17 protein-coding genes are annotated in these 23626 nt (G+C 60.6%); 10 read left to right on the top strand and 7 right to left on the bottom strand.

Annotated elements, in window-relative coordinates:
• Window positions 1-661: 661 nt before the first annotated feature.
• The 3 genes from FQ192_RS19080 to FQ192_RS19070 all read right to left on the bottom strand — a co-directional run bounded on the left by FQ192_RS19080 (window position 662) and on the right by FQ192_RS19070 (window position 3245).
• Window positions 662-1561 carry a hydroxymethylglutaryl-CoA lyase gene (locus FQ192_RS19080; protein WP_149659944.1) on the bottom strand — a complete coding sequence of 300 codons (900 nt, stop codon included), beginning with the start codon at window positions 1559-1561 and terminating at the stop codon, window positions 662-664.
• Between the two features lie 144 nt (window positions 1562-1705).
• Window positions 1706-2107: a MerR family DNA-binding transcriptional regulator gene (locus tag FQ192_RS19075; RefSeq protein WP_133838710.1), complete on the bottom strand. Its 402-nt coding sequence runs from the start codon at window positions 2105-2107 to the stop codon at window positions 1706-1708.
• 208 nt (window positions 2108-2315) lie between these two features.
• The gene (locus FQ192_RS19070) at window positions 2316-3245 is read right to left on the bottom strand and encodes a LysR family transcriptional regulator (protein WP_133838709.1); all 930 of its coding nucleotides are present in this window, start codon (window positions 3243-3245) and stop codon (window positions 2316-2318) included.
• A 152-nt stretch (window positions 3246-3397) separates the two neighbouring features.
• On the opposite strand from FQ192_RS19070, the gene FQ192_RS19065 reads away from it, so the two are divergent.
• Entirely contained in the window at window positions 3398-4627 is a 1230-nt protein-coding gene (locus tag FQ192_RS19065; RefSeq protein WP_149659943.1) for an acyl-CoA dehydrogenase, read from the top strand.
• A gap of 177 nt (window positions 4628-4804) precedes the next feature.
• Here FQ192_RS19065 and FQ192_RS19060 read toward each other — a convergent pair whose 3' ends face one another.
• Together FQ192_RS19060 and xthA are read right to left on the bottom strand one after the other, a co-directional pair.
• The gene (locus FQ192_RS19060) at window positions 4805-6145 is read right to left on the bottom strand and encodes a substrate-binding domain-containing protein (protein WP_149659942.1); all 1341 of its coding nucleotides are present in this window, start codon (window positions 6143-6145) and stop codon (window positions 4805-4807) included.
• Window positions 6146-6311: 166 nt separating this feature from the next.
• Window positions 6312-7124, bottom strand: a complete 813-nt coding sequence (xthA, locus tag FQ192_RS19055) for an exodeoxyribonuclease III (RefSeq protein ID WP_149659941.1) — start codon at window positions 7122-7124, stop codon at window positions 6312-6314.
• Window positions 7125-7354: 230 nt separating this feature from the next.
• Here xthA and FQ192_RS19050 point away from each other — a divergent pair, with 230 nt between their 5' ends.
• From FQ192_RS19050 to FQ192_RS19020, 7 genes are all read left to right on the top strand, one after another.
• Entirely contained in the window at window positions 7355-8005 is a 651-nt protein-coding gene (locus FQ192_RS19050; RefSeq protein WP_149659940.1) for an N-acetyltransferase, read from the top strand.
• Between the two features lie 65 nt (window positions 8006-8070).
• A complete protein-coding gene (locus FQ192_RS19045) occupies window positions 8071-9798 on the top strand; it encodes an autotransporter assembly complex family protein (RefSeq protein WP_149659939.1) in 1728 nt (575 codons plus the stop codon).
• Entirely contained in the window at window positions 9795-13463 is a 3669-nt protein-coding gene (locus FQ192_RS19040; RefSeq protein WP_149659938.1) for a translocation/assembly module TamB domain-containing protein, read from the top strand. The genes FQ192_RS19045 and FQ192_RS19040 overlap by 4 nt, the downstream gene beginning before the upstream one ends.
• A 309-nt stretch (window positions 13464-13772) precedes the next feature.
• Window positions 13773-14246 carry a MarR family winged helix-turn-helix transcriptional regulator gene (locus FQ192_RS19035; protein WP_123410053.1) on the top strand — a complete coding sequence of 158 codons (474 nt, stop codon included), beginning with the start codon at window positions 13773-13775 and terminating at the stop codon, window positions 14244-14246.
• The gene (locus FQ192_RS19030; protein WP_149659937.1) at window positions 14243-15712 is read left to right on the top strand and encodes an efflux transporter outer membrane subunit; all 1470 of its coding nucleotides are present in this window, start codon (window positions 14243-14245) and stop codon (window positions 15710-15712) included. Before FQ192_RS19035 ends, FQ192_RS19030 begins: the two co-directional genes overlap by 4 nt.
• Before the next feature lie 15 nt (window positions 15713-15727).
• Entirely contained in the window at window positions 15728-16930 is a 1203-nt protein-coding gene (locus FQ192_RS19025; protein WP_149659936.1) for an efflux RND transporter periplasmic adaptor subunit, read from the top strand.
• A 187-nt stretch (window positions 16931-17117) separates the two neighbouring features.
• Window positions 17118-18647 carry a DHA2 family efflux MFS transporter permease subunit gene (locus FQ192_RS19020; protein WP_149659935.1) on the top strand — a complete coding sequence of 510 codons (1530 nt, stop codon included), beginning with the start codon at window positions 17118-17120 and terminating at the stop codon, window positions 18645-18647.
• 122 nt (window positions 18648-18769) lie between these two features.
• Here FQ192_RS19020 and lpxH read toward each other — a convergent pair whose 3' ends face one another.
• Window positions 18770-19522 carry a UDP-2,3-diacylglucosamine diphosphatase gene (gene lpxH, locus FQ192_RS19015; RefSeq protein ID WP_149659934.1) on the bottom strand — a complete coding sequence of 251 codons (753 nt, stop codon included), beginning with the start codon at window positions 19520-19522 and terminating at the stop codon, window positions 18770-18772.
• Window positions 19519-20025, bottom strand: coding sequence for a peptidylprolyl isomerase (locus FQ192_RS19010; RefSeq protein ID WP_149659933.1), 507 nt, complete (start codon window positions 20023-20025; stop codon window positions 19519-19521). Before FQ192_RS19010 ends, lpxH begins: the two co-directional genes overlap by 4 nt.
• Window positions 20026-20276: 251 nt before the next feature.
• Between FQ192_RS19010 and FQ192_RS19005 the strand changes: the two genes are divergently transcribed.
• Window positions 20277-21977, top strand: a complete 1701-nt coding sequence (locus tag FQ192_RS19005; protein WP_149659932.1) for a glutamine--tRNA ligase/YqeY domain fusion protein — start codon at window positions 20277-20279, stop codon at window positions 21975-21977.
• A gap of 18 nt (window positions 21978-21995) precedes the next feature.
• Window positions 21996-23378 (top strand): cysteine--tRNA ligase, encoded by a 1383-nt coding sequence (gene cysS / locus FQ192_RS19000; RefSeq protein WP_149659931.1) that lies wholly within the window; start codon window positions 21996-21998, stop codon window positions 23376-23378.
• Window positions 23379-23626 lie beyond the last annotated feature (248 nt).

Below are 23626 nucleotides of genomic sequence, written 5' to 3'. Positions count from 1 at the left end.
GACGATGTTGTGGGTCAGTTCCAGTGCCCGAGCGAGACGCATAAAAAAATCCGATGCCAATACAGGCATCGGATTTTGATTTCTTGCGGCCAAAGGTCAAGTAAAAGGGCTTAACTGATCGGCATTAGCCGAAGCTCCCCTTTAATTTTTCGTTGCGCGTGCTCTTTTTTTATTATTGAGGGGCGGTCTGTTGTTGTTTTTGGCAACCGTGGCCCTTTACCGCTGTTTTAGTCGACCCCCATCCGGGGTCAAGAGCAAACGTATTTTTTTGAGCGCTGATCTACTTTTTCGCCAAGCGATCCAACCAGTTCGGGAGCTACCTGAAGGTAGTTTTATTGTTCTCTGCCCGGTTGCGGGTTACTCCGAAAAGCACCCTGAAAAGCACACCTTCTCCAAAAAAATCTGTTAGCTGCGTCTCTGCCGTGTTGTTCTTGTTATGTCAGAGTCGTTACGTCTTATTTTTATTGGTTTGCTGCTTTTTATTCTTGTTATGCCATAGAGATAGCAGGAGCCGTGCCAACTTTGTAAAGTCCTTTAAAATCAACGAGTTGAGATTTAGTAGGATTTTTCGCTCGGCTCAGATTCGACAATTTGTTTCCGTGTTACTCGTTTTGTACCCGCACTTCAGACAGTGCGGTAACACCCGGACACATCCACGCCGTTACTGGGCACTGCGCGCCTTGGCCACGCGCGAACCGGTGGCTCGCCCCAGCACAGTGCAAATCTGTTGGCCCGCCAGAATCAAGGCGTCCAGGTCGATACCGGTCTGAATCCCCAGGCCATTGAGCAGGTACACCACGTCTTCGGTGGCGACGTTACCGCTGGCGCCCTTGGCGTACGGGCAGCCGCCGAGGCCGGCGATAGAGCTGTCGAACACCGCGATGCCTTCCAACAGGCTGGCGTAGATATTGGCCATGGCCTGGCCATAGGTGTCGTGGAAATGCCCGGCCAGTTTGTCTCGCGGCACCTCTTTCGACACCACTTCGAACATTGTGCGGGTTGCGCCAGCGGTGCCGGTGCCGATGGTGTCGCCCAGGGACACCTCGTAGCAGCCCATGGCATACAACTCGCGGGCAACCAGGGCGACTTGCTCCGGCGCAACGTGACCTTCATAAGGACAACCCAGCACACAGGACACGTAACCACGCACGCTCACGCCGTGTTGCTTGGCCGCGTCCATGATCGGCAGGAAACGCGCCAGGCTTTCGCTGATCGAGCAGTTGATGTTGCGCTGGGAAAACGCCTCGGAGGCGGCGGCAAACACCGCGACTTCCTTGACCCCGGCGGCGAGGGCGTCTTCAAACCCGCGCAGATTTGGCGCCAATGCACCGTAGGTCACGCCGGGCTTGCGCTGGATCTGTGCGAAGACCTCGGCGGAGCCGGCCATTTGCGGCACCCACTTGGGCGAGACGAAACTGCCGACTTCGATATAGCCCAAGCCGGCGGCGCTCAAGGCGTCGACCAGCCGCACCTTGTCCGCAACGCTGATGGGCTGGGCTTCGTTTTGCAGACCGTCGCGGGGGCCGACTTCGATCAGGCGTACGTGGGTGGGGAGGGGCATAACAATTCACCTGTCTGTTAGAGATCGTTCCCACGCTCTGCGTAGGAATGCCTCAATGGACGCTCTGCGTCCGCTTCGGTAGGAACGCGGAGCGTCCCGGGCTGCATCACACGCGGAGCGTGGGAGCGATCAACGCGTCAGTGTTTATTGAACCGGTTGCTGGCTTTTGATCGTCTGTTCCAGCGCCTGGGTGCAACGCTCTTGCGCGGTGTCCAGTTCCAGCTTCATCTGCTCGATGTCGAGCATCTGCTGCTCCAGTTGGTCACGGCGTTCGGCGATCTTGGTCAGCATGGTTTGCAGTTGTTTCTGGTTGCCGCCGGTGGGGTCGTAGAGTTCGATCAGTTCGCGGCATTCGGCCAGGGAAAAGCCGATGCGTTTGCCCCGCAGGATGAGCTTGAGGCTGACCTTGTCCCGGGGCGAGTAGATGCGTTCCTGGCCACGGCGCTCGGGGCTGAGCAGGCCTTGCTCTTCATAAAAGCGGATGGCCCGGGTGGTGATGTCGAGCTCGCGGGCGAGGTCGGAAATGCTGTAGGTCTGGCTGCTCATGGGCGCGCTCGAAAAAGGTCATGGCGCTAAGCTAATGTCAGGTTGACGTTTACGTCAAGGGGCAGGGGTTTTCAGTGTTCTTGCGGGCCTCTTCGCGGGCAAGCCTCGCTCCTACAGGTTTGATGTCGTTCACGACATTTGGGTACAACTCAAATCCTGTAGGAGCAAGGCTTGCCCGCGACGTTCCTATCGCGAGCAAGCATTGCTCCTATGCTTTATCGAGCTTCTTCTCATGTGCCGTCACCTGCTGGCACAACTCGATCATCTGCTCGCGCATCCAGCGGTTGGCCGGGTCCTGGTCAGTGCTTTCGTGCCAATACAAGTGCGTTTCCACTGGCGGCACATCATTGACCGGCAGGTTGAACGCGTGCAAATCATGGCGACGGGCGAAGCGTTCCGGCACGGTCATGACCATGTCGGTCTGCTGCAACACCTGGGACGCCATCAAATAATGCTGGGAACGCAGGGCGATCTTGCGCTGAATCCCCATCTTCCCCAGCGCCAGGTCGACATGCCCCAAGCCACTGCGGCGGCTGGAAATGTGGATGTGGGTCAGGGACAGGTAATCATCGAGGCTGAATTTCTCTTTGCCCGCCAGTGGATGGCCCTTGCGCATGGCGCACACGTAACGGTCTTCCATCAACTTGACGTGGCGCACTTGCGGGTCGGTGTTGAGCGGCGCATCCACCGCGAAATCCAGGCGACCGGCCGCCAGTTCCTTGGTGGTCTCGCGGCGCTTGGACAGGAAGCTCTCGATGATCACCGCCGGCGCCAGGCGCCGCAGGCGCTGGAACAGCGGCGGCAGGATCACCGCTTCGGTGAGGTCGGTCATGCTGATGCGGTAGGTCTTGACCGCTTGCAGCGGGTTGAAAATGCGGCTTTCCTGTACCGACACCCGCAGCAATGAGAGCGCATTGCGTACCGGGCCGATGATGTTCTGCGCCATGGGCGTGGGCACCATGCCCTGGGCGGTGCGCACGAACAGCGGGTCGTTAAAGGTCTCGCGCAGGCGGGCCAGGGCGTTGGAAACCGCAGGCTGGGTAATGCCGACAATCTGCCCGGCGCGGGTCAGGTTGGCTTCGGTGTAGATCGCGTCGAAGACGATGAAAAGGTTGAGGTCGACCTTGCTCAGATTCATTGCGCTGCACTCTTCTTGTTGGTTCTCAATCACCCGATCATATATCGGTGATGAATGTTAATACACGCCGAGAATAGGCTAGGTAAATTATCAACGCTGTTCTAGCATCGATTGCATGCCCTGAACAACCTCCCAAAAGAAGGTAGCTGCCCATGGATTTCGCTTATTCGCCCAAGGTGCAAGAACTGCGTGAGCGCGTGACCGCGTTCATGGACACCTACGTTTATCCCGCTGAAGCCGTGTTCGAGCGTCAGGTCGCCGAAGGCGATCGCTGGCAGCCGACGGCGATCATGGAAGAGCTCAAACTCAAGGCCAAGGCCGAAGGCTTGTGGAACCTGTTTCTGCCGGAATCCGAACTCGGCGCCGGCCTGACCAACCTCGAATACGCACCATTGGCCGAAATCATGGGCCGCTCGCTGCTCGGTCCCGAGCCGTTCAACTGCTCGGCGCCGGACACCGGCAACATGGAAGTGCTGGTGCGTTACGCCAACGAAGAACAGAAGCAGCGTTACCTCGAACCGCTGCTGCGCGGCGAAATCCGCTCGGCGTTCGCCATGACCGAGCCGGACGTGGCCTCGTCCGACGCCACCAACATGGCCGCCCGCGCCGTGCGTGATGGCGACGAATGGGTGATCAACGGCAAGAAATGGTGGACCTCGGGCGCCTGCGATCCACGCTGCAAGATCCTGATCTTCATGGGCCTGAGCGACCCCGATGCGCCGCGCCACGCCCAGCACTCAATGATTCTGGTGCCGGTGGACACACCCGGCGTGAAGATCGTGCGACCGCTGCCGGTGTTCGGCTACGACGACGCACCCCACGGTCACGCCGAAGTGCTGTTTGAAAATGTTCGGGTGCCGTACGAAAACGTCCTGCTGGGCGAAGGACGTGGCTTCGAAATCGCCCAGGGTCGCCTTGGCCCTGGCCGGATTCACCACTGCATGCGTTCCATCGGCATGGCCGAGCGCGCATTGGAGTTGATGTGCAAGCGTGCGGTCAGCCGTACCGCATTCGGCAAACCGCTGGCACGACTGGGCGGCAACATCGATAAGATTGCCGACTCGCGGATGGAAATCGACATGGCGCGGCTGCTGACGTTGAAAGCGGCGTACATGATGGACACCGTGGGCAACAAAATCGCCAAGAGCGAAATTGCCCAGATCAAGGTTGTCGCACCGAACGTCGCTCTGCGAGTGATCGACCGGGCGATCCAGATCCATGGCGGGGCCGGGGTGTCCAACGACTTCCCGCTGGCCTACATGTACGCCATGCAACGCACCCTGCGCCTGGCCGACGGCCCGGACGAAGTGCACCGTGCGGCGATTGGCAAGTTCGAGATTGGTAAATATGTGCCGAAGGAGATGATGCGTAGCGGGCATTAACTCTGCAGAGTCTGTGATGACCACTGACTGTGGCGAGGGGGCTTGCCCCCGTTGGACCGCGAAGCGGTCCTAAAACCGGTTACCGCGTTTTTGCTGAATGAACGTGGTGTTTGGTTTACGACTGCTGCGCAGCCGAACGGGGGCAAGCCCCCTCGCCACATTTGTTCGCACGCTGCTTCAATACACCCAAACCTCAACCCGCCGATTCTTGATTCGCCCCTCATCCGCGCTATTGGCTGCCACCGGCATCTCGGCGCCAAAGCCGCGAATCTCGCGAAACACCACGCCGCTTTTCACCAGTTCCCGCCGCACAGCCATGGCCCGCAGTTTCGACAGCAGGTCGGCCCGCGCCGAGTCGCTCTTGGCATCGCCAAACCCCACCAGCGTTACCTCGCGGTTGCTCTTGTCGTGCTGCTTTATATAGTCGAGCACCCGCGACAGATCCTGCCGAGCCTTGTTATCCAGGCTCGCGCTGCCTTCTTCGAAGCGAAAATTCACCGTCAAACGCTGGGCATGCCGGCTAATAGCCTGATAACCCTCGGGCATCAGAGCATTGGGCGTGACCGCCATGGCTTGCACGGTCTGGGCGATAAACCCGTTGGCCGCGACAATCGCCTGGCCCTTGCTGCTTTGCGCGAACGCCACCAGCGCCTCGGCCCAGGGATTTTTCCCGTTCGGTGGCAGGTAAAAAAACAGTCGACGGGACAGCGGATAGTCCTCGGTGGCAATCAAACTGTTGAGTGGCAACATCGCCTGGGATTGCCCATCGACGATGGCCACGGCTTTGGCCTGGCGCACGTAGGGCAGGCCGATAAACCCGATACCTTGCGGATCGAGGCTGACCGCATCGGACAGTTGCTCGCTGGACTCGAAACGTTTCGCCGCGCTGCTCAGACTTTTCCCACGCCGGCTGAGGACCAGTTCCTTGAACGTGTCGTAGGTGCCCGACTGATCATCCCGCGCATACAGATGAATCGTCCCACCGATACCGCCGAGTTCTTCCCACGTGCTGGCCTCGCCACTGAAGATGCGCGCCAGTTGTTCGGTGTTGAGCTGATTCAGCGGGTTTTGCGGGTGCAGGATGATTGCCAGCCCATCGATGGCGATGACTTGCTCGGCGCTGGGGCTTTTCAGGTCGCCCAGGGATTTGAGGTCTGCCAGTTCGCTGTCTTTGATCGGCCGGGACGAGGCGGCCAGGTCGGCGGAAGCGTTTTTCAGGGCGGTAAAACCGGTGCTGGAACCGTGGGCCGCGACTTCGACCACCACCCGGCGACCCTGGGCCGTTTGCCCGACGATCCTTTGTTCGTTGGCCTTGTCCGGGGTTTCGCTGTGCACCTTGAGCAGGCCTTGTTCCTGCATCAGCCCTTCGACCAGCGCCGGGCCCAGGTCTGCGCCAATGGTGTTGGAACCCTGGATGCGTAGCACCGGGCCGTGGTCGGGCGTCGGCAACTCACTGGCGGTGGCCGTTAACGGCACGCTGAGACACACCATTAACAGGAACATTACGCGCAGCGTCATGCCGGCACCTTAATAAGCCAAAGGAAGTGCCGGGAGAATAAGTCAGTAAGGTTTCCGAAAGATGACACTGATCGTTCCCACGCTCTGTGTGGGAATGCATCCGGGGACGCTCCGCGTTCCGCTGTTGAATGTGACGCAGAGCGTGGGAACGATCAGTCGAACCGGATCAGCTCAACTCAAGCCAGATCGGCGCATGATCCGAAGGTTTTTCCATCGCCCGCAGATCGTAATCCACCCCCGCATCCTTCACCCGCGGCATCAACCCGTGGGACGCCATGATCACGTCGATCCGCAACCCGCGTTTTGGCTCGTCTTCAAACCCGCGGCTGCGGTAGTCGAACCAGCTGAAACGGTCGGTCACGTCGGGGTTCAGGTGACGGAAGCTGTCCACCAGGCCCCAATTCTTCAGGCGCGCCATCCACTCGCGTTCTTCCGGCAAGAAGCTGCACTTGCCGGTTTTCAGCCAGCGTTTCATGTTGTCCGGGCCGATGCCAATGTCGCAGTCTTCCGGGGAAATGTTCACGTCGCCCATCACCACCAGCGGCTGTTCATTCGTGAACTGGCTTTCCAGCAGGTGCTGCAAATCGTTGTAGAAACGTTGCTTGGCCGGGAACTTGGTCGGGTGGTCGCGGCTTTCGCCCTGGGGGAAATAGCCGTTCATGATCGTCACCGGCACGCCATTGGCGTCGGCGAACGTGCCCCAGATAAAGCGCCGCTGCGCGTCTTCTTCATCGGTGGCGAAGCCTTTATGCAGGGCAATCGGTTCCTGGCGCGAGAGCAGGGCGACGCCGTAATGGCCCTTTTGCCCGTGGAAATACACGTGGTAGCCCAAGGCCTGAACCTCGGCCAGCGGGAATTGGTCGTCGTGGACCTTGGTTTCCTGCAGGCCGATGACGTCCGGTTGATGCTTTTCAATCAGCGCCGCCAGCTGATGCGGGCGAGCGCGCAGCCCGTTGATGTTGAAGGAGACGATCTTCATGGTCGGCAGTCCTGGCAAAAGGGCGATGCTAGCTGACATGTAGGAATGGGGCCAGTGTTGGGGTAAGGGGATTCGTGTTTGGCGGCAGGTTATGGTCTATACCTGTGTGGGAGCAGGTCTGCTCCACGCCGCAACACTGATTCGGATCAGCAAGGAACTGTGGCAGCGCTATAGGCTCGTAACCAGAAGAGTGCCGTCATTTGAACGGTGCCCCGGGGAGATTTACCGATATGCCTGAAACCTCGACCGCCATTGCCGATATCCACATGCTCGACAGCGGCTACTCCCGCGAAGCGCGCTCCTTGCTGTACCAGGCTTACCGGCATGAGCCGACCTTCGGCTACCTGTTCGAAGCCGAGCGCCCCGGCTACGAACAGCGCGTACGTGCCACCGTGCGCGAACTGGTCAAACAACATTTCCTCCAGGATCTGCCCGCCATCGGCCTGCTGGTCAACGACCGCTTGATCGGCATCGCCCTGATCGCGCCGCCGCAACGTCGCCTGGGCATCACCGAAAGCTGGGCCTGGCGCCTGCGCATGGTGCTCAGCACCGGTTTTCGCTGCACCCGACGCTACCTCGAATACCACGAAGCCGTCAGCGCCTGCGCGCCATCCGATGCGGTGCACATGCTGCCATTGCTGGGGATTCACCCGCAATTCCAGGGCAAACACTTCGGCGAACAACTGCTGCAAGCCGTCCACAACTGGTGCGCCGTGGATGAAAACTCTCAAGGTGTGATCCTCGACACTGGGAACCCTCGCTATCTGGAGTTCTATAAGCGTCAGGGCTATGAGGAAATCGGCGAAGTAGCCGTAGGACCGATCCGCGAGCACGTGTTTTTTCACGCCAATCCCCAGGTGTTACAAACAGCAACGGCTTAACGGTAGAACTTTCCCGGTACCCCAGGCTCTATCACGCTCCCAAGCTCGTGATAGCATCCGCGCCTATGAAGTTTCCAGGAAGATTTACCAGTGGCGTGCTCATGCTGTTATCCAGCTGCACGGCGCTGGCGCAAAGTGAATTGGCTGTGCGGATCAAACCGTCCAACGATGAACTGAAAGCCAATATAGAGGGCTATATCGGCAGCCTCGGCGATCGTGACGAAGAAGCTTTGCTGCGCTTCAGTCGCGGCGCCGAGGAACAGGCGCGCAAGGCCGCCCAGGCCTTGGGTTATTACCAGCCGCAAATCGACAGCGAAGTGAAGGGCGGCGAGAAGCCGCGCCTGACCCTGAACATCGATCCCGGCGAACCGATCCATTTGCGCAACGTTACCGTGCGCATCGACGGGCCGGCCGCCTCGCTCAAATCCTTTCGTGTACCACCCCCGGAGCTGCTCAAGCCGGGCGCGGTGCTCAATCACGGGCATTACGAAGACGCCAAGCGCCTGATCCAGAACCAGGCCTCGCGCTTCGGCTTTTTCAGCGGCCGCTTCACCAGCCAGAAACTATTGGTGGACCCGCGTGCCGGTGTGGCCGACGTCGAGCTGATCTACGACAGCGGCCCGCGCTACGCCCTGGGCAAAGTCACGTTCGAAGGCGACACGCCGTTCGACGAAGACCTGCTGCAACGCATGGTCCCATTCAAGGCTGGCGCGCCCTATGACTCCGAACTGATCGCCGAACTCAACCAGGCCCTGCAATCGAGCGGCTATTTCGAAGGCGTGCGGGTGGACGCAGCACCGACGGCGTCCAAGGACGATGTGATCCCGGTGGCGGTCAAACTCGACACCCGCAAGCCACGCACCATGGGCCTCGGTCTGGGTTACTCCACCGACGTCGGCCCACGCATCAAGGCCAACTGGACCCGGCACTGGGTCAACCCCCAGGGCGACAGCTATGGCTGGGAAGCCGAACTGTCGGCGCCACGGCAGAACGTCGGGGTGTTCTACGACATTCCCCTGGACCCGCCGCTCACCGACAAGCTGCGCTGGGCCGCCGGTTATCAATATGAAGAAATCGCCGACACCGACAGCCTGAGCAAGCTGCTGACCCTCGGCCCCGAGTGGCACAGCAAGTTGCCCAGCGGCTGGCAACGGGTGGTGTCGCTCAAATGGCAGCGCGAGGAATACACCCTCGGCGATGACTCGGGCCTGAGCACCTTGCTGATGCCGGGCGTCAGCTATTCCTATCTGAAAAGCGATAACCGCATCGACCCGCACAACGGCTATCGCCTGACTTTCGAAACCAAAGTCGCCAAGGAAGGGCTGGGCTCGGACACCAACCTGCTGTACGGCACCGCGCTGGTCAAAGGCTTGACCACGGTGTTCGACAAGCACCGGTTCCTCGGGCGGGTGCAGGTCGGCGGCAGCGCCACCAACGGCTACAAATCGGTGCCGCCGTCGTTGCGCTTCTTCGCCGGTGGCGACCAGAGCGTGCGCGGCTACGACTATCAAAGCCTGTCCCCGGAAAACTCCGAGGGCGACCGCATCGGTGGTCGTTACATGATTGCCGGCAGCGTCGAGTATCAATATTCCATCGCCGAAAAATGGCGGGTCGCGACGTTCATCGACCAGGGCAACTCCTTCAACACACTCGAACTGCCGAACCTCAAGACCGGCGTCGGTATCGGCGTGCGCTGGGTCTCGCCGGTGGGGCCGATCCGCCTCGACCTGGCCCACGCGATGGACGACGACGGCGGCATTCGACTGCACTTTTCCATGGGGCCTGAGTTGTGAAGCGTGGTTTGAAAATATCGTTGGCCGCGCTCCTGGCGCTGCTGATGCTGATCGTGTTGGCCGTCGCCACGGTGCTCGGCACGGCGACCGGCAGTCGCTGGGCACTGGGTTTTGTGCCGGGTTTGACCGTGGAGAATTTCCAGGGCCGCTTGGGCGGGCAGTGGAGCGCCGATCATCTGCTGTGGCAGCAGGACAGCAGCCGGGTTGAGCTGAAGCAGGTGATTTTCGCCTGGTCGCCGCTGTGCCTGACGCGCATGACCTTGTGCATCGAGCAATTGCAGGCCGATCAGGTCAGCCTGCAATTCCCGCCGGGCGCCGAGGAAGAAAGCAGCGGCCCGATCACGCTTCCGGATTTGAAACTGCCGCTGGCGATTGAACTGGGCGACGTCAAGGTTGGCAGCCTGCTGTTCAACGGCAGCGAAGAACTGCGGGGCTTGCAACTGGCGGCGCACTGGACCGAAAAGGGCATGCAGATCGACTCGGTGCAATTGCAGCGCGACGACCTGAGCCTGAACCTCTCCGGTTCGCTGCAACCCGGCGGTAACTGGCCGTTGAGCGCTGAAGGCAAACTGACCCTGGCCACCCCCGCGCCCTGGACCCTGGCGCTTAAAGTCGACGGCGATCTGCTGAAAACCCTGAACCTGAAAGCTGACAGCAGCGGTTATCTGGACGGGCAACTGACCGGCGAACTGCAACCGCTGGTGGAAAACCTGCCGGCCAAGGTGCGAATCACCGCCGACGGCTTCAAACCCGCCGCCGATCTGCCGGACACCTTGCAACTCAATCAACTGGAACTCACCGGGGTCGGTGACCTGAAAAACGGTTATCAACTGCTCGGCAAAGCCACGCTGCCCGCCGAACAAGGCCCGGTCGCGCTGATGCTGCAAGGCAAGGTCGACGCCAAGGGTGCGCAGATTGCCGGGCTCGACCTGACCGCCAACGACAAGCAAAGTCTCAAGCTCACGGGCAACCTCGACTGGAGCAAAGGGCTTACCGCGCAAGCGAAAATCGACTGGCTGGACTTCCCGTGGCATCGCCTCTATCCGCTGATCGACGAGCCGCAAGTCGCGTTGCGCAGCTTCAACGGCGAAGTCTCCTACACCGACGGCCAATACCTGGGCAACTTCAACGCCGCACTGGATGGCCCGGCCGGGGCGTTTACGATGAGCAGCCCGTTCGCCGGCGACCTGACGAAAATCTACCTGCAACAATTCCAGCTCGAAGCCGGGCAGGGCAAGGCCGAAGGGCACCTGAACCTGCAATTTGCCGATGGCATTGCCTGGGACACGGCGCTGGACCTGTCGGCGATCAACCCGGCGTACTGGATGGCGGAATTACCGGGCACGTTGGCCGGGCCGTTGCGCAGTAAAGGCGAGATGAAGAATGAAAAGCTCAGCCTGAGCGCTGACCTCGATTTGAAAGGCAAACTGCGCGGCCAACCGGCGGTGATCCAGGCCAAAGCCGATGGCGCCGGTGAGCAGTGGAACCTCAACGCCTTGCAGATTCGCCTCGGTGACAACAGCATCAACGGCAAGGGCAGCCTGCAACAGAAACTCGCCGGGCAGATCGATATCAAGCTGCCGCGCCTGGCTCAGCTCTGGCCGCAACTGCGCGGTCAGCTCAATGGCCGGGTCGATCTCGCCGGCACACTCAAGGCACCTCAAGGCAAGCTCGGCCTGCAAGGTTCGCAACTAGCCTTCGAAGACAATCGCCTGCAAAGCCTGAACCTCGACGCCACTCTCGACAGTGCGCAACGGGCCAAGATCGACCTCAAGGGCAGCGGCATTCAGGCGGGTGAAACTTCGCTCGGGACGCTGACCGCCAGCGGCCAAGGCGATATCAAGAACCAGAAACTCAGCCTCGACCTGCAAGGCCCCCAGTTGAAACTGGCCCTCGGCCTCGACGGCGCGCTGGACAAGGGTAACTGGCGCGGACGCCTGGCCAGCGGCGATATCCAGGCCGGCGGCCAGGACTGGAAGCTGCAAGGCCCGGCCAAGCTTGAGCGATTGGCCGACGGCAAAATCAACTTCGGCGCCCATTGCTGGATGTCCGGTCCGGCCAGCTTTTGCGGTGAAGACCAACGGCTGATGCCGGAACCGAAGCTGCGTTATCACCTCAAGCAATTCCCGATCGACAGCCTCGCCCAGTGGTTGCCCAAGGACTTTGCCTGGAAGGGCAAACTCAACGCCGACCTGCAACTGGACCTGCCGGCCAGCGGGCCCGACGGCCAAATCAGCATCGATGCCAGCGGCGGTACCTTGCGCATGAAAGAGAAGGATCAGTGGCTGGACTTCCCGTACCAGACCCTGAAACTCACCAGCAAACTCACGCCAAAACGCATCGACACCGACCTCAACTTCGTTGGCGGCAAGCTCGGCGAGTTGATGGTGCAGGCGCAGATCAACCCGCTGGCGAAGAACAAACCGCTGACCGGCTCGTTCCGCCTCAACGGTCTGGACCTCTCGGTGGCGCGGCCGTTTGTGCCGATGGTCGAGAAACTCACCGGGCGTTTGAATGGCAGCGGCACCTTGTCCGGCGGGCTGCTGGCGCCGCTGGTCAACGGCAATCTGCTGCTCAGTGATGGCGAAGTATCCGGGGCTGAATTACCGATGGAGCTGCAAGACTTGCAGGTGAAAGCGGTAATTGCCGGCGAAACCGTGCAATTGAATGGCGGCTGGAAAAGCGGCAAGAGCGGGCAGGGCAGCTTGAATGGCAACATCGCCTGGGGTCAGGCGCTGGTGGTGGATCTGGCGCTCAAAGGCACGCAATTGCCGGTCATCGTCGAGCCTTACGCCAAGCTCGAAGTGGCACCGGATTTGAAGATTTCGATGAAAGGCGACGAACTGTCCATCGCCGGCAAAGTGCTGGTGCCCAAGGGCGAAATCACCGTGCGCGAGTTGCCGCCATCGACGGTCAAAATCTCCGACGACACGATCATCGTCGGTGCGCAGACCGAGGAAGGCAAACCGCCCGTCGCCATGAAAATGGACATCGATGTGGTGGTTGGCGAGGACAAACTCAGCTTTGCCGGGTTTGGCCTGACCGCGAACCTGCAAGGGCACGTGCACATCGGCGATAACATGGACACTCGCGGCGAACTCTGGCTCAACGATGGTCGGTATCGCGCGTATGGCCAGCGCCTGACGGTGCGACGTGCGCGACTGCTGTTTGCCGGGCCGCTGGATCAACCGTACCTGGACATCGAAGCAATTCGCCAGACGGATGATGTGATCGCCGGTATTCGCCTGAGCGGCAGCGCCGAGCAGCCGACCACCCAGATCTTCTCCGAACCGGCCATGAGCCAGGAGCAGGCGTTGTCCTATCTGGTGCTCGGGCGTCCGTTGAGCACCACCGGCGAAGACAACAACATGCTCGCCCAGGCCGCCCTCGGCTTAGGGTTGATGGGCAGTTCGGGGGTGACCAGCGGTTTGGCCAAGGACCTGGGCATTCAAGACTTCCAGCTCGACACCCAGGGCAGCGGCAACACCACCAGCGTGGTGGCCAGCGGCAACATCTCCGAGAAGCTCAGCTTGCGCTATGGCGTTGGCGTGTTTGAGCCGGCCAACACCATTGCCCTGCGTTACAAGCTGAGCAAGAAGGTGTATCTCGAAGCCGCCGGTGGCGTGGCGAGTTCGCTGGACATCTTCTACAAGCGGGATTTCTAAACCCCTCACACCTGATCGTTCCCACGCTCTGCGTGGGAATGCCTCCCGGGACGCTCCGCGTTCCGTTCTTGAATCGTGACGCAGAGCGTCACTGGCAGCATTCCCACGCAGAGCGTGGGAACGATCAAAGCGACGACTTCTGCGCAGCCGAACGGGGGCGAGCCCCCTCGCCACGGGTGTTTGCGGCGTCTGCACTTCTGCCATTTATCAGCTAAATACAAAGCATCCTAACTATTACGTTGACATTCGCTGCCTAGGCAGTAACATCTCGACATACATTCTCTGCCTAGGCAGCTAATTGGTGGTCAGATGAAGCATTTCACCCCTGAACAATTCAAGCATTGCCATCTCGGCCTCCTGCTCGGGCGCGCCGCGTTGCTCAAGGACCGGATCATCGACACGCACATGGAACCCCACGGCATCACCGCCGCGCAGTTCAAAGTGCTGATCATCATGGCCCAGTTCGGCGTCGATACCCCGGCCGAACTCTGCCGGCACCTGTCCCTGGACAGCGGATCGATGACGCGCATGCTTGATCGCCTGGAACAGAAAGGTTTCCTCGCCCGCCAACGCTCCGAAGCCGACCGCCGACAGGTGCAACTGGTGCTGACCGAACAAGGCCAGCAGTTGACTGACCGCCTGCCGGACATCGGCGCCGATGCCATGAATGAACTGGCCGGCGCCATCACCCCGGACGAGTTGCAAACCCTGGAACGGATCCTGAAGAAAATCTTGGTGGCAGCCGGTGACTCGATCACTTTGCTGCGGGTAGGTGACAAATGAGCAGTAAAACCTTGCGTACAGGCCTGAGCCTGGTGCTGGTCTCGATGATCCTGGCCGGTTGCGCCAGCTACAGCGGCCTGAACACCGAAGGCAAAAGTGTCGATGCGAAAACCCTCAAGGCCGGGCAATCCCTGAGTGGCGTGACCCTGTCCCCGGCAGCCTGGCCGAAAAGCGACTGGTGGAAAAGCCTCGGCGACCCACAGCTCGACGGCCTGATCCGCGAAGCCCTGCACGACAGCCCGGACATGCAAATCGCCGAAGCCCGCGCGCACCAGGCCAGCGCCGCTGCCTATGCTGCCGATGCTGCGCGCATGCCGACCCTCGATGCCAGCGCCGGTGTCAGCCGCTCGCGTCTGGCCAAGGATCAAGACCCGCGCGGGCAGGGCGATGCCTACGCCACCGTGCGTAACATCAGCGCCAGTTTCAATTACAACTTCGACCTCTGGGGCGGTCAGCGTGACGCCTGGGAAGCCGCGTTGGGCCAGGCCCGCGCTGCCGAAGTCGACCAGCAGGCCGCGCAACTGACCTTGTCCGCCGACGTCGCCCGCGCCTACAGCGATCTGGGCCAGGCGCACATCGTGTATGACCTGGCCAGCGAAGACCTCAAGCGCACCAAACAAATGCTCGACCTGAGCCAGCGGCGCCTGAGTTCCGGGATCGACAGCCAGTACCAGTTCCAGCAAACCGAAAGCCTGGAAGCCAGCTCCGAAGCCAGCCTGATCGATGCGGAAAAACGCCTGAACAGCGCGAAAATCGCCTTGGCCGTGCTGCTCGGTAAAGGCCCGGATCGCGGCAATGAAATCGCCCGGCCGAAAATCCTTCAGGCCAGCGCCGTGGCGTTGCCGTCGGTGCTGCCGGCGGAATTGCTCGGTCGTCGCCCGGACTTGGTCGCCGCACGCTGGCGGGTCGAAGCCGCGAGCAAGGACATCGCCGCGAGCAAGACCCAGTTCTATCCCAACTTGAACCTGACGGCGGCCGCCGGTGCCGAATCCTTATTGGGTGACGCGATGTTCGGTTCGGCCAGTCGCTTCTTCAACATTGCCCCGACCATCTCGGTGCCGATCTTCGACGGCGGCCGCCTGCGCGCCAACCTCGATGCCCGCGACGCCGACTATGACCTGGCGGTGGCGCAGTACAACAAGAGCCTGGTCAAGGCGCTGGGGGATGTCAGCGACACCATCAACCAGTTGCGCGATATCGGCCGGCAGATCGGTGCCCAGCAACACGCCACCGAAATTGCCCAGGACTCTTACAACACCGTGGTCCAGCGCTACGGTTCCGGCATCGGCAATTACCTGGACGTGCTCAGCATCGAACAGCAATTGCTCCAGGCCCAGCGCCAACTGGCGAACCTGAATGCCGAGCAGATCGACCTGTCGATCCAACTGATGCAGGCGCTCGGTGGCGGCTTCCAGGCTGAAACCCTCGCCTCGGCCAATCCAGCTTCAGCCAAGCTGAACAACTAATTCAAGGTACTTGTCATGGCCACTGCCGAAACTACAAATGCTCCTGAAAACGCTCAAGACACGAGCAACCCACGCAAACGCAAAGTCATGCTGACCGTGCTGGCGATCCTGGTGATCCTCGCCGGCCTCGGCGTCTGGGCTTATCACGAACTCTACGGGCGCTGGAACGAGAGCACCGACGACGCCTACGTGAACGGTAACGTGGTGGAAATCACGCCGCTGGTCACCGGCACCGTGGTCAGCATCGGCGCCGATGATGGCGATCTGGTTCACGAAGGCCAGGTGCTGGTCAACTTCGACCCGAACGACGCCGAAGTCGGTCTGCAAAGTGCTCAGGCCAACCTGGCCCGTACCGTGCGCCAAGTCCGTGGTTTGTACAGCAACGTCGACGGCATGCGCGCCCAGGTCAACGCCCAGCAGGCCAACGTGCAAAAAGCCCAGGACAACTTCAACCGCCGGAAAAACCTCGCCGCCGGCGGCGCGATTTCCCAGGAAGAACTGTCCCACGCCCGCGACGACCTGACCTCGGCGCAAAACGCCCTGGCCAATGCTCAGCAACAGCTCAAGACCACCAGCGCTTTGGTGGATGACACGGTGGTTTCCTCGCACCCGGACGTGATGTCCGCCGCCGCGCAATTGCGTCAGGCCTACTTGAACAACTCCCGCAGCACCTTGATTGCGCCGGTCACCGGTTACGTGGCCAAGCGCTCGGTGCAACTGGGTCAGCGAGTTCAACCAGGTACCGCGCTGATGGCGGTGATCCCGCTGGATCAACTGTGGATCGACGCCAACTTCAAGGAAACCCAACTGCGTGACATGCGCATCGGGCAACCGGTGGACATCGAAGCCGACCTGTACGGCAGCGACGTGAAGTTCAGCGGCACCATCGACAGCCTCGGTGCCGGCACCGGCAGTGCGTTTGCCTTGCTGCCCGCGCAGAACGCCACTGGTAACTGGATCAAGATCGTGCAGCGTGTGCCGGTGCGGATTCATATCAACGCCGAAGAACTGGCCAAGCATCCATTGCGGGTTGGCCTGTCGACTCAGGTGGATGTGAACCTGCACGACCAGAGCGGCCCGGTGCTGGCGCAACAGCCACCACAAAAGGCGTCGTTCAGCACCAACGTCTATGACCGTCAGTTGGCCGAGGCCGACGCGATGATCACGCAGTTGATCCACGACAACAGCGCAGCGGTCAGCAAGACCGCGCAACGCTGACACTAACCCTGTGGGAGCAGGCTTTTGTGGCGAGGGAGCTTGCTCCCGCTCGACTGCGAAGCAGTCGTAAAGCTTTTGGGGCCGCTTCGCGACCCAGCGGGAGCAAGCTCCCTCGCCACAAAGGCTCCCACAACGTCAGCTGCGACTTTAACAGGCGCCGCGCCCACCCGGTTCCATAGGATTAGCGATGAGCAATAACGCGTCTTTCACGCCGCCCAGCCTGCTGCTCAGCACCATTGGCTTGTCGCTGGCGACTTTCATGCAAGTGCTCGACACCACCATCGCCAACGTGGCCTTGCCGACGATTTCCGGCAACCTGGGCGTGAGTTCGGAGCAGGGCACCTGGGTGATCACTTCGTTTGCCGTGAGCAACGCGATCGCGCTGCCGCTGACCGGTTGGCTCAGTCGGCGTTTCGGTGAAGTGAAACTGTTTCTCTGGGCCACGATCCTGTTTGTGTTGGCTTCGTTTCTCTGCGGTATCTCGACTTCGATGCCGGAACTGATCGGTTTCCGTGTGCTGCAAGGCCTGGTGGCCGGCCCGTTGTACCCGATGACCCAGACGCTGCTGATCGCGGTGTACCCCCCGGCCAGGCGCGGCATGGCCCTGGCGTTGCTGGCGATGGTCACGGTGGTGGCGCCGATTGCCGGCCCGATCCTGGGTGGCTGGATTACCGACAGTTACAGCTGGCCGTGGATCTTCTTTATCAACGTGCCGATCGGGATTTTCGCGGTGATGGTGGTGCGTTCCCAGCTCAAGGCGCGTCCGGTGGAAACCAGTCGCCAGCCGATGGATTACGTGGGGTTGATCACGCTGATCATTGGCGTCGGCGCGTTGCAGGTGATCCTCGATAAAGGCAACGACCTGGATTGGTTCGAATCGAACTTCATCATCATAGGTGCGGCGATTTCGGTGATTGCCCTGGCGGTGTTCATCATCTGGGAAATGACCGACAAGCACCCGGTGGTGAACCTGCGGTTGTTCGCTTATCGCAACTTCCGCATCGGCACCATCGTGTTGGTGCTGGGCTACGCCGGGTTCTTTGGCATCAACCTGATCCTGCCGCAATGGCTGCAAACCCAGATGGGCTACACCGCTACCTGGGCGGGCCTGGCAGTAGCGCCGATCGGGATTCTGCCGGTGCTGATGTCGCCGTTTGTCGGCAAGTACGCACACAAGTTCGACCTGCGCCTGCTGGCCGGGCTGGCGTTCCTGGCGATTGGCCTGAGTTGCTTCATGCGCGCCGGCTTCACCAACGAAGTGGACTTCCAGCACATCGCCCTGGTGCAACTGTTCATGGGGATTGGCGTGGCGCTGTTCTTTATGCCGACCTTGAGCATTTTGATGTCGGACCTGCCGCCGAGCCAGATCGCCGACGGCGCGGGCCTGGCGACCTTCCTGCGGACCTTGGGCGGTAGTTTTGCGGCGTCGTTGACCACCTGGATCTGGATTCGTCGGGCGGATCAACACCACGCTTACTTGAGCGAAAGCATCACTACCTACGACCAACCGACCCGGGATGCCTTGAACACCCTGGGCGGGGCGAGTACCCCGGCGTATGCGCAGCTCGATCACGTGCTGACCAGCCAGGCGTACATGCTCTCCACCGTGGATTACTTCACGTTGCTCGGGTGGGGTTTCATGGGGTTGATGCTGATTGTGTGGCTGGCCAAGCCACCGTTTGCGGCGAAAGCCGGGCCTGCGGCCAGCGGTCACTAAGCACGCCGCGGATGATCGTTCCCACGCTCTGCGTGGGAATGCCTCAACGGACGCTCCGCGTTCGGCTTTGAAAGGGACGCGGAGCGTCCCGGGCTGCATTCCTTTGCTGCGCGTGGGAACGATCAGGCAGAAGGGGCTGCCAATTGCGGTGGCGGGGCGAAGTCGAAGGGCGCCAGCGCAAACCCTTGCTCATCCACCTGCAACGCCCACCCCTGACGATCCCAATCCCCCAGCACAATGCGCTTGGCCGCTTGTTCGCCAATCTGCAGCTTGTGAATCGCGGGACGGTGGGTATGCCCATGAATCAGGGTTTTCACGCCGAACGCCTGCATGACCCGCGGCACTTCCTCGGGCGTGACATCGACAATGTCATTGGCTTTCATCCGCGTCTGCGCCCGGCTTTCGCTACGCAGTTTGCGCGCCAGTTTATGGCGGGTGCTCAGGGGCAGGTGCCGGAGGATAAAGAGGGTGACGGGGTTGCGCAGATAGCGACGTAGCTTCATATAGCCGACGTCGCGGGTGCAGAGGCTGTCGCCGTGCATCAACAGCACCGGCTCGCCGTAAAACGGCACGACACTCGGGTCCTTCAACAGCGTGCAGCCGGCCTGTTTGCAAAAGGCCTTGCCGAGCATGAAGTCGCGATTGCCGTGCATCAGAAAAATGGCCGTGCCGCTGTCGCTGAGATCGCGCAGGGCCTGGCAGATGGAACGCTGAAAGGGCGTCATGGCATCGTCGCCAATCCACGCCTCGAAAAAGTCACCCAAGATGTACAACGCACTCGCCGAGCGGGCGCGTCCGGCGAGCAAATCCAGAAACGCCCGGGTAATGTCCGGGCGCTCCTCTTCCAGATGCAAGTCTGAAATCAGCAATATCACGCTTCGATGATCTCGGCTTTCTCGATGATCACGTCGTCTGCTGGTACGTCTTGGTGACCGGATTTCATGGTGGTGGAAACACCTTTGATCTTGTCCACGACTTCAGTGCCGGCAACCACTTTGGCGAAGACCGCGTAGCCCCAGCCCTGAGTGGTCTTGGCGCTGTGGTTCAGGAAGCTGTTGTCAGCCACGTTGATGAAGAACTGGGCGGACGCCGAATGCGGCTCCATGGTGCGAGCCATGGCCACGCTGTACTTCTCGTTCGGCAGACCGTTGTCGGCTTCGTTCTGGATGCTTGGGCGCTTGTCTTTCTTTTCTTTCATGCCTGGCTCGAAACCGCCGCCCTGGATCATGAAGTTGCCGATTACACGGTGGAAAACGGTGTTTTCGTAGTGGCCGGCTTTGACGTATTCGATGAAGTTGGCAACGGTAACCGGTGCTTTTTCAGCGTTCAGTTCCAGGACGATGTCGCCGTGGTTGGTGGTCAGTTTGACTTGGGTCATGATCGGCACTCTTTCAAGAAATTCGTGGGTTTCGGGGCATTTGAGCCCGCAACCGGTCTGGTCGGTATCAACCAAGGTGCGCAGTTTAGCGCGACAGGCGTTAATTTCGAGGCAGTTTTTCAAAACAGGTGGATTAAACGCACCTGATTTAGGGCCTGCTCTGTCAGCGGCTTGACAGCATCGGCTATGATAGCGGCTTTGTTTTGTCAGGCCTTTAGTTCCGGCCGCGCACTCGTACGTTCAAGGATCCTATGAGCAAGCCCACTGTCGACCCTACCTCGAATTCCAAGACTGGCCCTGCCGTGCCGGTCAATTTCCTGCGCCCGATCATCCAGGCGGACCTGGACTCGGGTAAGCACACGCAGATCGTCACCCGTTTCCCGCCTGAGCCCAACGGCTACCTGCACATCGGTCACGCCAAGTCGATTTGCGTGAACTTCGGCCTGGCCCAGGAATTTGGCGGCGTCACGCACCTGCGTTTCGACGACACCAACCCGGCCAAGGAAGACCAGGAATACATCGACGCGATCGAAAGCGACATCAAATGGCTGGGCTTCGAATGGTCCGGTGAAGTGCGCTACGCCTCGCAGTATTTCGACCAGTTGCACGACTGGGCCGTCGAGCTGATCAAGGCCGGCAAGGCCTACGTCGATGACCTGAGCCCGGAGCAAGCCAAGGAATACCGCGGCTCTCTGACCGAGCCGGGCAAGAACAGCCCGTTCCGTGACCGTTCCGTGGAAGAAAACCTGGATTGGTTCGCCCGCATGAAGGCCGGCGAATTCCAGGACGGCGCACGCGTGCTGCGGGCCAAGATCGACATGGCCTCGCCGAACATGAACCTGCGCGACCCGATCATGTACCGCATCCGCCACGCCCATCACCACCAGACCGGCGACAAGTGGTGCATCTACCCCAACTACGACTTCACCCACGGTCAGTCGGACGCCATCGAAGGCATCACCCACTCGATCTGCACCCTGGAGTTCGAAAGCCACCGTCCGCTGTACGACTGGTTCCTCGACGCGCTGCCAGTGCCGGCGCACCCGCGCCAGTACGAATTCAGCCGTTTGAACCTGAACTACACCATCACCAGCAAGCGCAAGCTCAAGCAACTGGTCGATGAAAAGCACGTGTTCGGCTGGGACGATCCGCGCATGTCCACGCTGTCGGGCTTCCGCCGCCGTGGCTACACGCCGGCGTCGATCCGCAATTTCTGCGACATGGTCGGCACCAACCGTTCTGACGGCGTCGTCGATTTCGGCATGCTCGAGTTCAGCATCCGTCAGGATCTGGACCAGAATGCTCCGCGCGCCATGTGCGTGCTGCGTCCGTTGAAAGTCGTGATCACCAACTACCCGCAAGACCAGGTCGAGAACCTCGAACTGCCGCGTCATCCGCAGAAAGAAGAACTGGGCGTGCGCCAGTTGCCGTTCGCCCGTGAAATCTACATCGACCACGATGACTTCATGGAAGAGCCGCCAAAAGGCTACAAGCGCCTGGAGCCGAACGGCGAAGTGCGTCTGCGCGGCAGCTACGTGATCCGTGCCGACGAAGCGATCAAGGACGCCGATGGCAACATCGTCGAACTGCGTTGCTCCTACGATCCGGAAACACTGGGCAAGAATCCTGAAGGCCGCAAGGTCAAAGGCGTGGTGCACTGGGTGCCGGCAGCGGCCAGCATCGAGTGCGAAGTGCGCCTGTACGATCGTCTGTTCCGTTCGCCGAACCCTGAAAAGGCGGAAGACAGCGCCAGTTTCCTGGACAACATCAACCCTGACTCGCTGCAAGTTCTCACCGGTTGTCGTGCTGAACCCTCGCTGGGCAATGCACAGCCGGAAGACCGTTTCCAGTTCGAGCGCGAAGGTTACTTCTGCGCGGATATCAAGGACTCGAAACCGGGCGCTCCGGTTTTCAACCGTACCGTGACCTTGCGTGATTCGTGGGGCCAGTGATTCAAGGAAACAAATAAAGTGCTAACGATCTACAACACGCTCACCAAGAGCAAAGAAGTGTTCAAGCCGCTGGATGGCAACAATGTGCGCATGTACGTCTGCGGGATGACCGTGTACGACTACTGCCACATTGGCCACGGCCGCAGCATGGTCGCGTTTGACCTGGTGACTCGCTGGTTGCGTTTTAGCGGTTATAACCTGACGTATGTGCGCAACATCACCGACATTGAAGACAAGATCATCAATCGGGCCAAGGAGAACGGCGAGCCGTTCGACGTGCTGACCGAACGCATGATCACCGCGATGCACGAGGACGAGGCGCGCCTCAACATCCTCAAGCCGGACTTGGAGCCGCGGGCCACCGATCACATCGCTGGCATGCAGACCATGATCCAGACCCTGATCGACAAGGGTTACGCCTACGCCCCGGGCAATGGCGACGTGTACTACCGCGTCGCCAAGTTCATGGGCTACGGCAAGCTGTCGCGCAAGAAAATTGAAGACCTGCGTATCGGTGCGCGGATCGAAGTCGACGAGTCCAAGCAGGACCCGCTGGACTTCGTGCTGTGGAAAGGCGCCAAGCCGGGCGAGCCGAGCTGGCCTTCGCCGTGGGGCGACGGTCGTCCGGGCTGGCACATCGAGTGCTCGGTGATGTCGACCTGCTGCCTGGGCGAGACCTTCGACATTCATGGTGGCGGCAGTGACCTGGAGTTTCCGCACCATGAAAACGAAATCGCCCAGAGCGAAGCGGCCACCGGCAAGACCTACGCCAACGCGTGGATGCATTGCGGCATGATTCGCATCAATGGCGAGAAGATGTCCAAGTCCTTGAACAACTTCTTCACCATTCGCGACGTGCTGGAAAAGTACCACCCGGAAGTCGTGCGTTACCTGCTGGTGTCGAGCCACTACCGCAGCGCGATCAACTACTCGGAAGACAACCTCAAGGACGCCAAGGGCGCACTCGAGCGTTTCTACCACGCGTTGAAAGGCCTGCCGAGCGTGGCGCCGGCCGGCGGCGAAGCCTTTGTCGAGCGCTTCACCCAGGTGATGAACGACGACTTCGGCACGCCGGAAGCGTGCGCGGTGCTGTTCGAGATGGTGCGCGAGATCAACCGTTTGCGTGAGAGCGATCTCAATGCAGCGGCCGGTCTGGCGGCGCGTTTGAAAGAACTGGCCAGTGTGCTGGGCGTGTTGCAGCTCGAAGCCGATGACTTCTTGCAGGCCGGCGCTGAAGGCCGGGTGGATGCGGCTGAGGTTGATGCACTGATTGCCGCGCGTCTGGCGGCGCGTGCCGGTAAAGACTGGGCCGAATCCGACCGCATCCGCGACCAGCTCACCGCCATGGGCGTGGTGCTGGAAGACGGCAAGGGCGGCACGACCTGGCGGTTGGCCGACTGATGATCGTTCCCACGCTCTGCGTGGGAATGCCTCAACGGACGCTCTGCGTTCGGCTTTGGAAGGGACGCGGAGCGTCCCGGGCTGCATTCCCACGCAGAGCGTGGGAACGATCAAATTCGTTACGAACAAAACCCGCCTTGTGCGGGCTTTTGTTTATGTGCAGGTTCCAAGTGCGGTGGTGGCAGGGCTGACGCCTTCGCGGGCAAGCCTCGCTCCTACAATTGTGTCGTTGATCGTTCCCACGCGCG

This window comes from Pseudomonas sp. ANT_J12 (genome assembly GCF_008370045.1).
Classification (GTDB): domain Bacteria; phylum Pseudomonadota; class Gammaproteobacteria; order Pseudomonadales; family Pseudomonadaceae; genus Aquipseudomonas.
The sequence above is the reverse complement of the archived record's forward strand: the minus strand, read 5'-3'. Positions and strand labels throughout refer to the sequence as shown.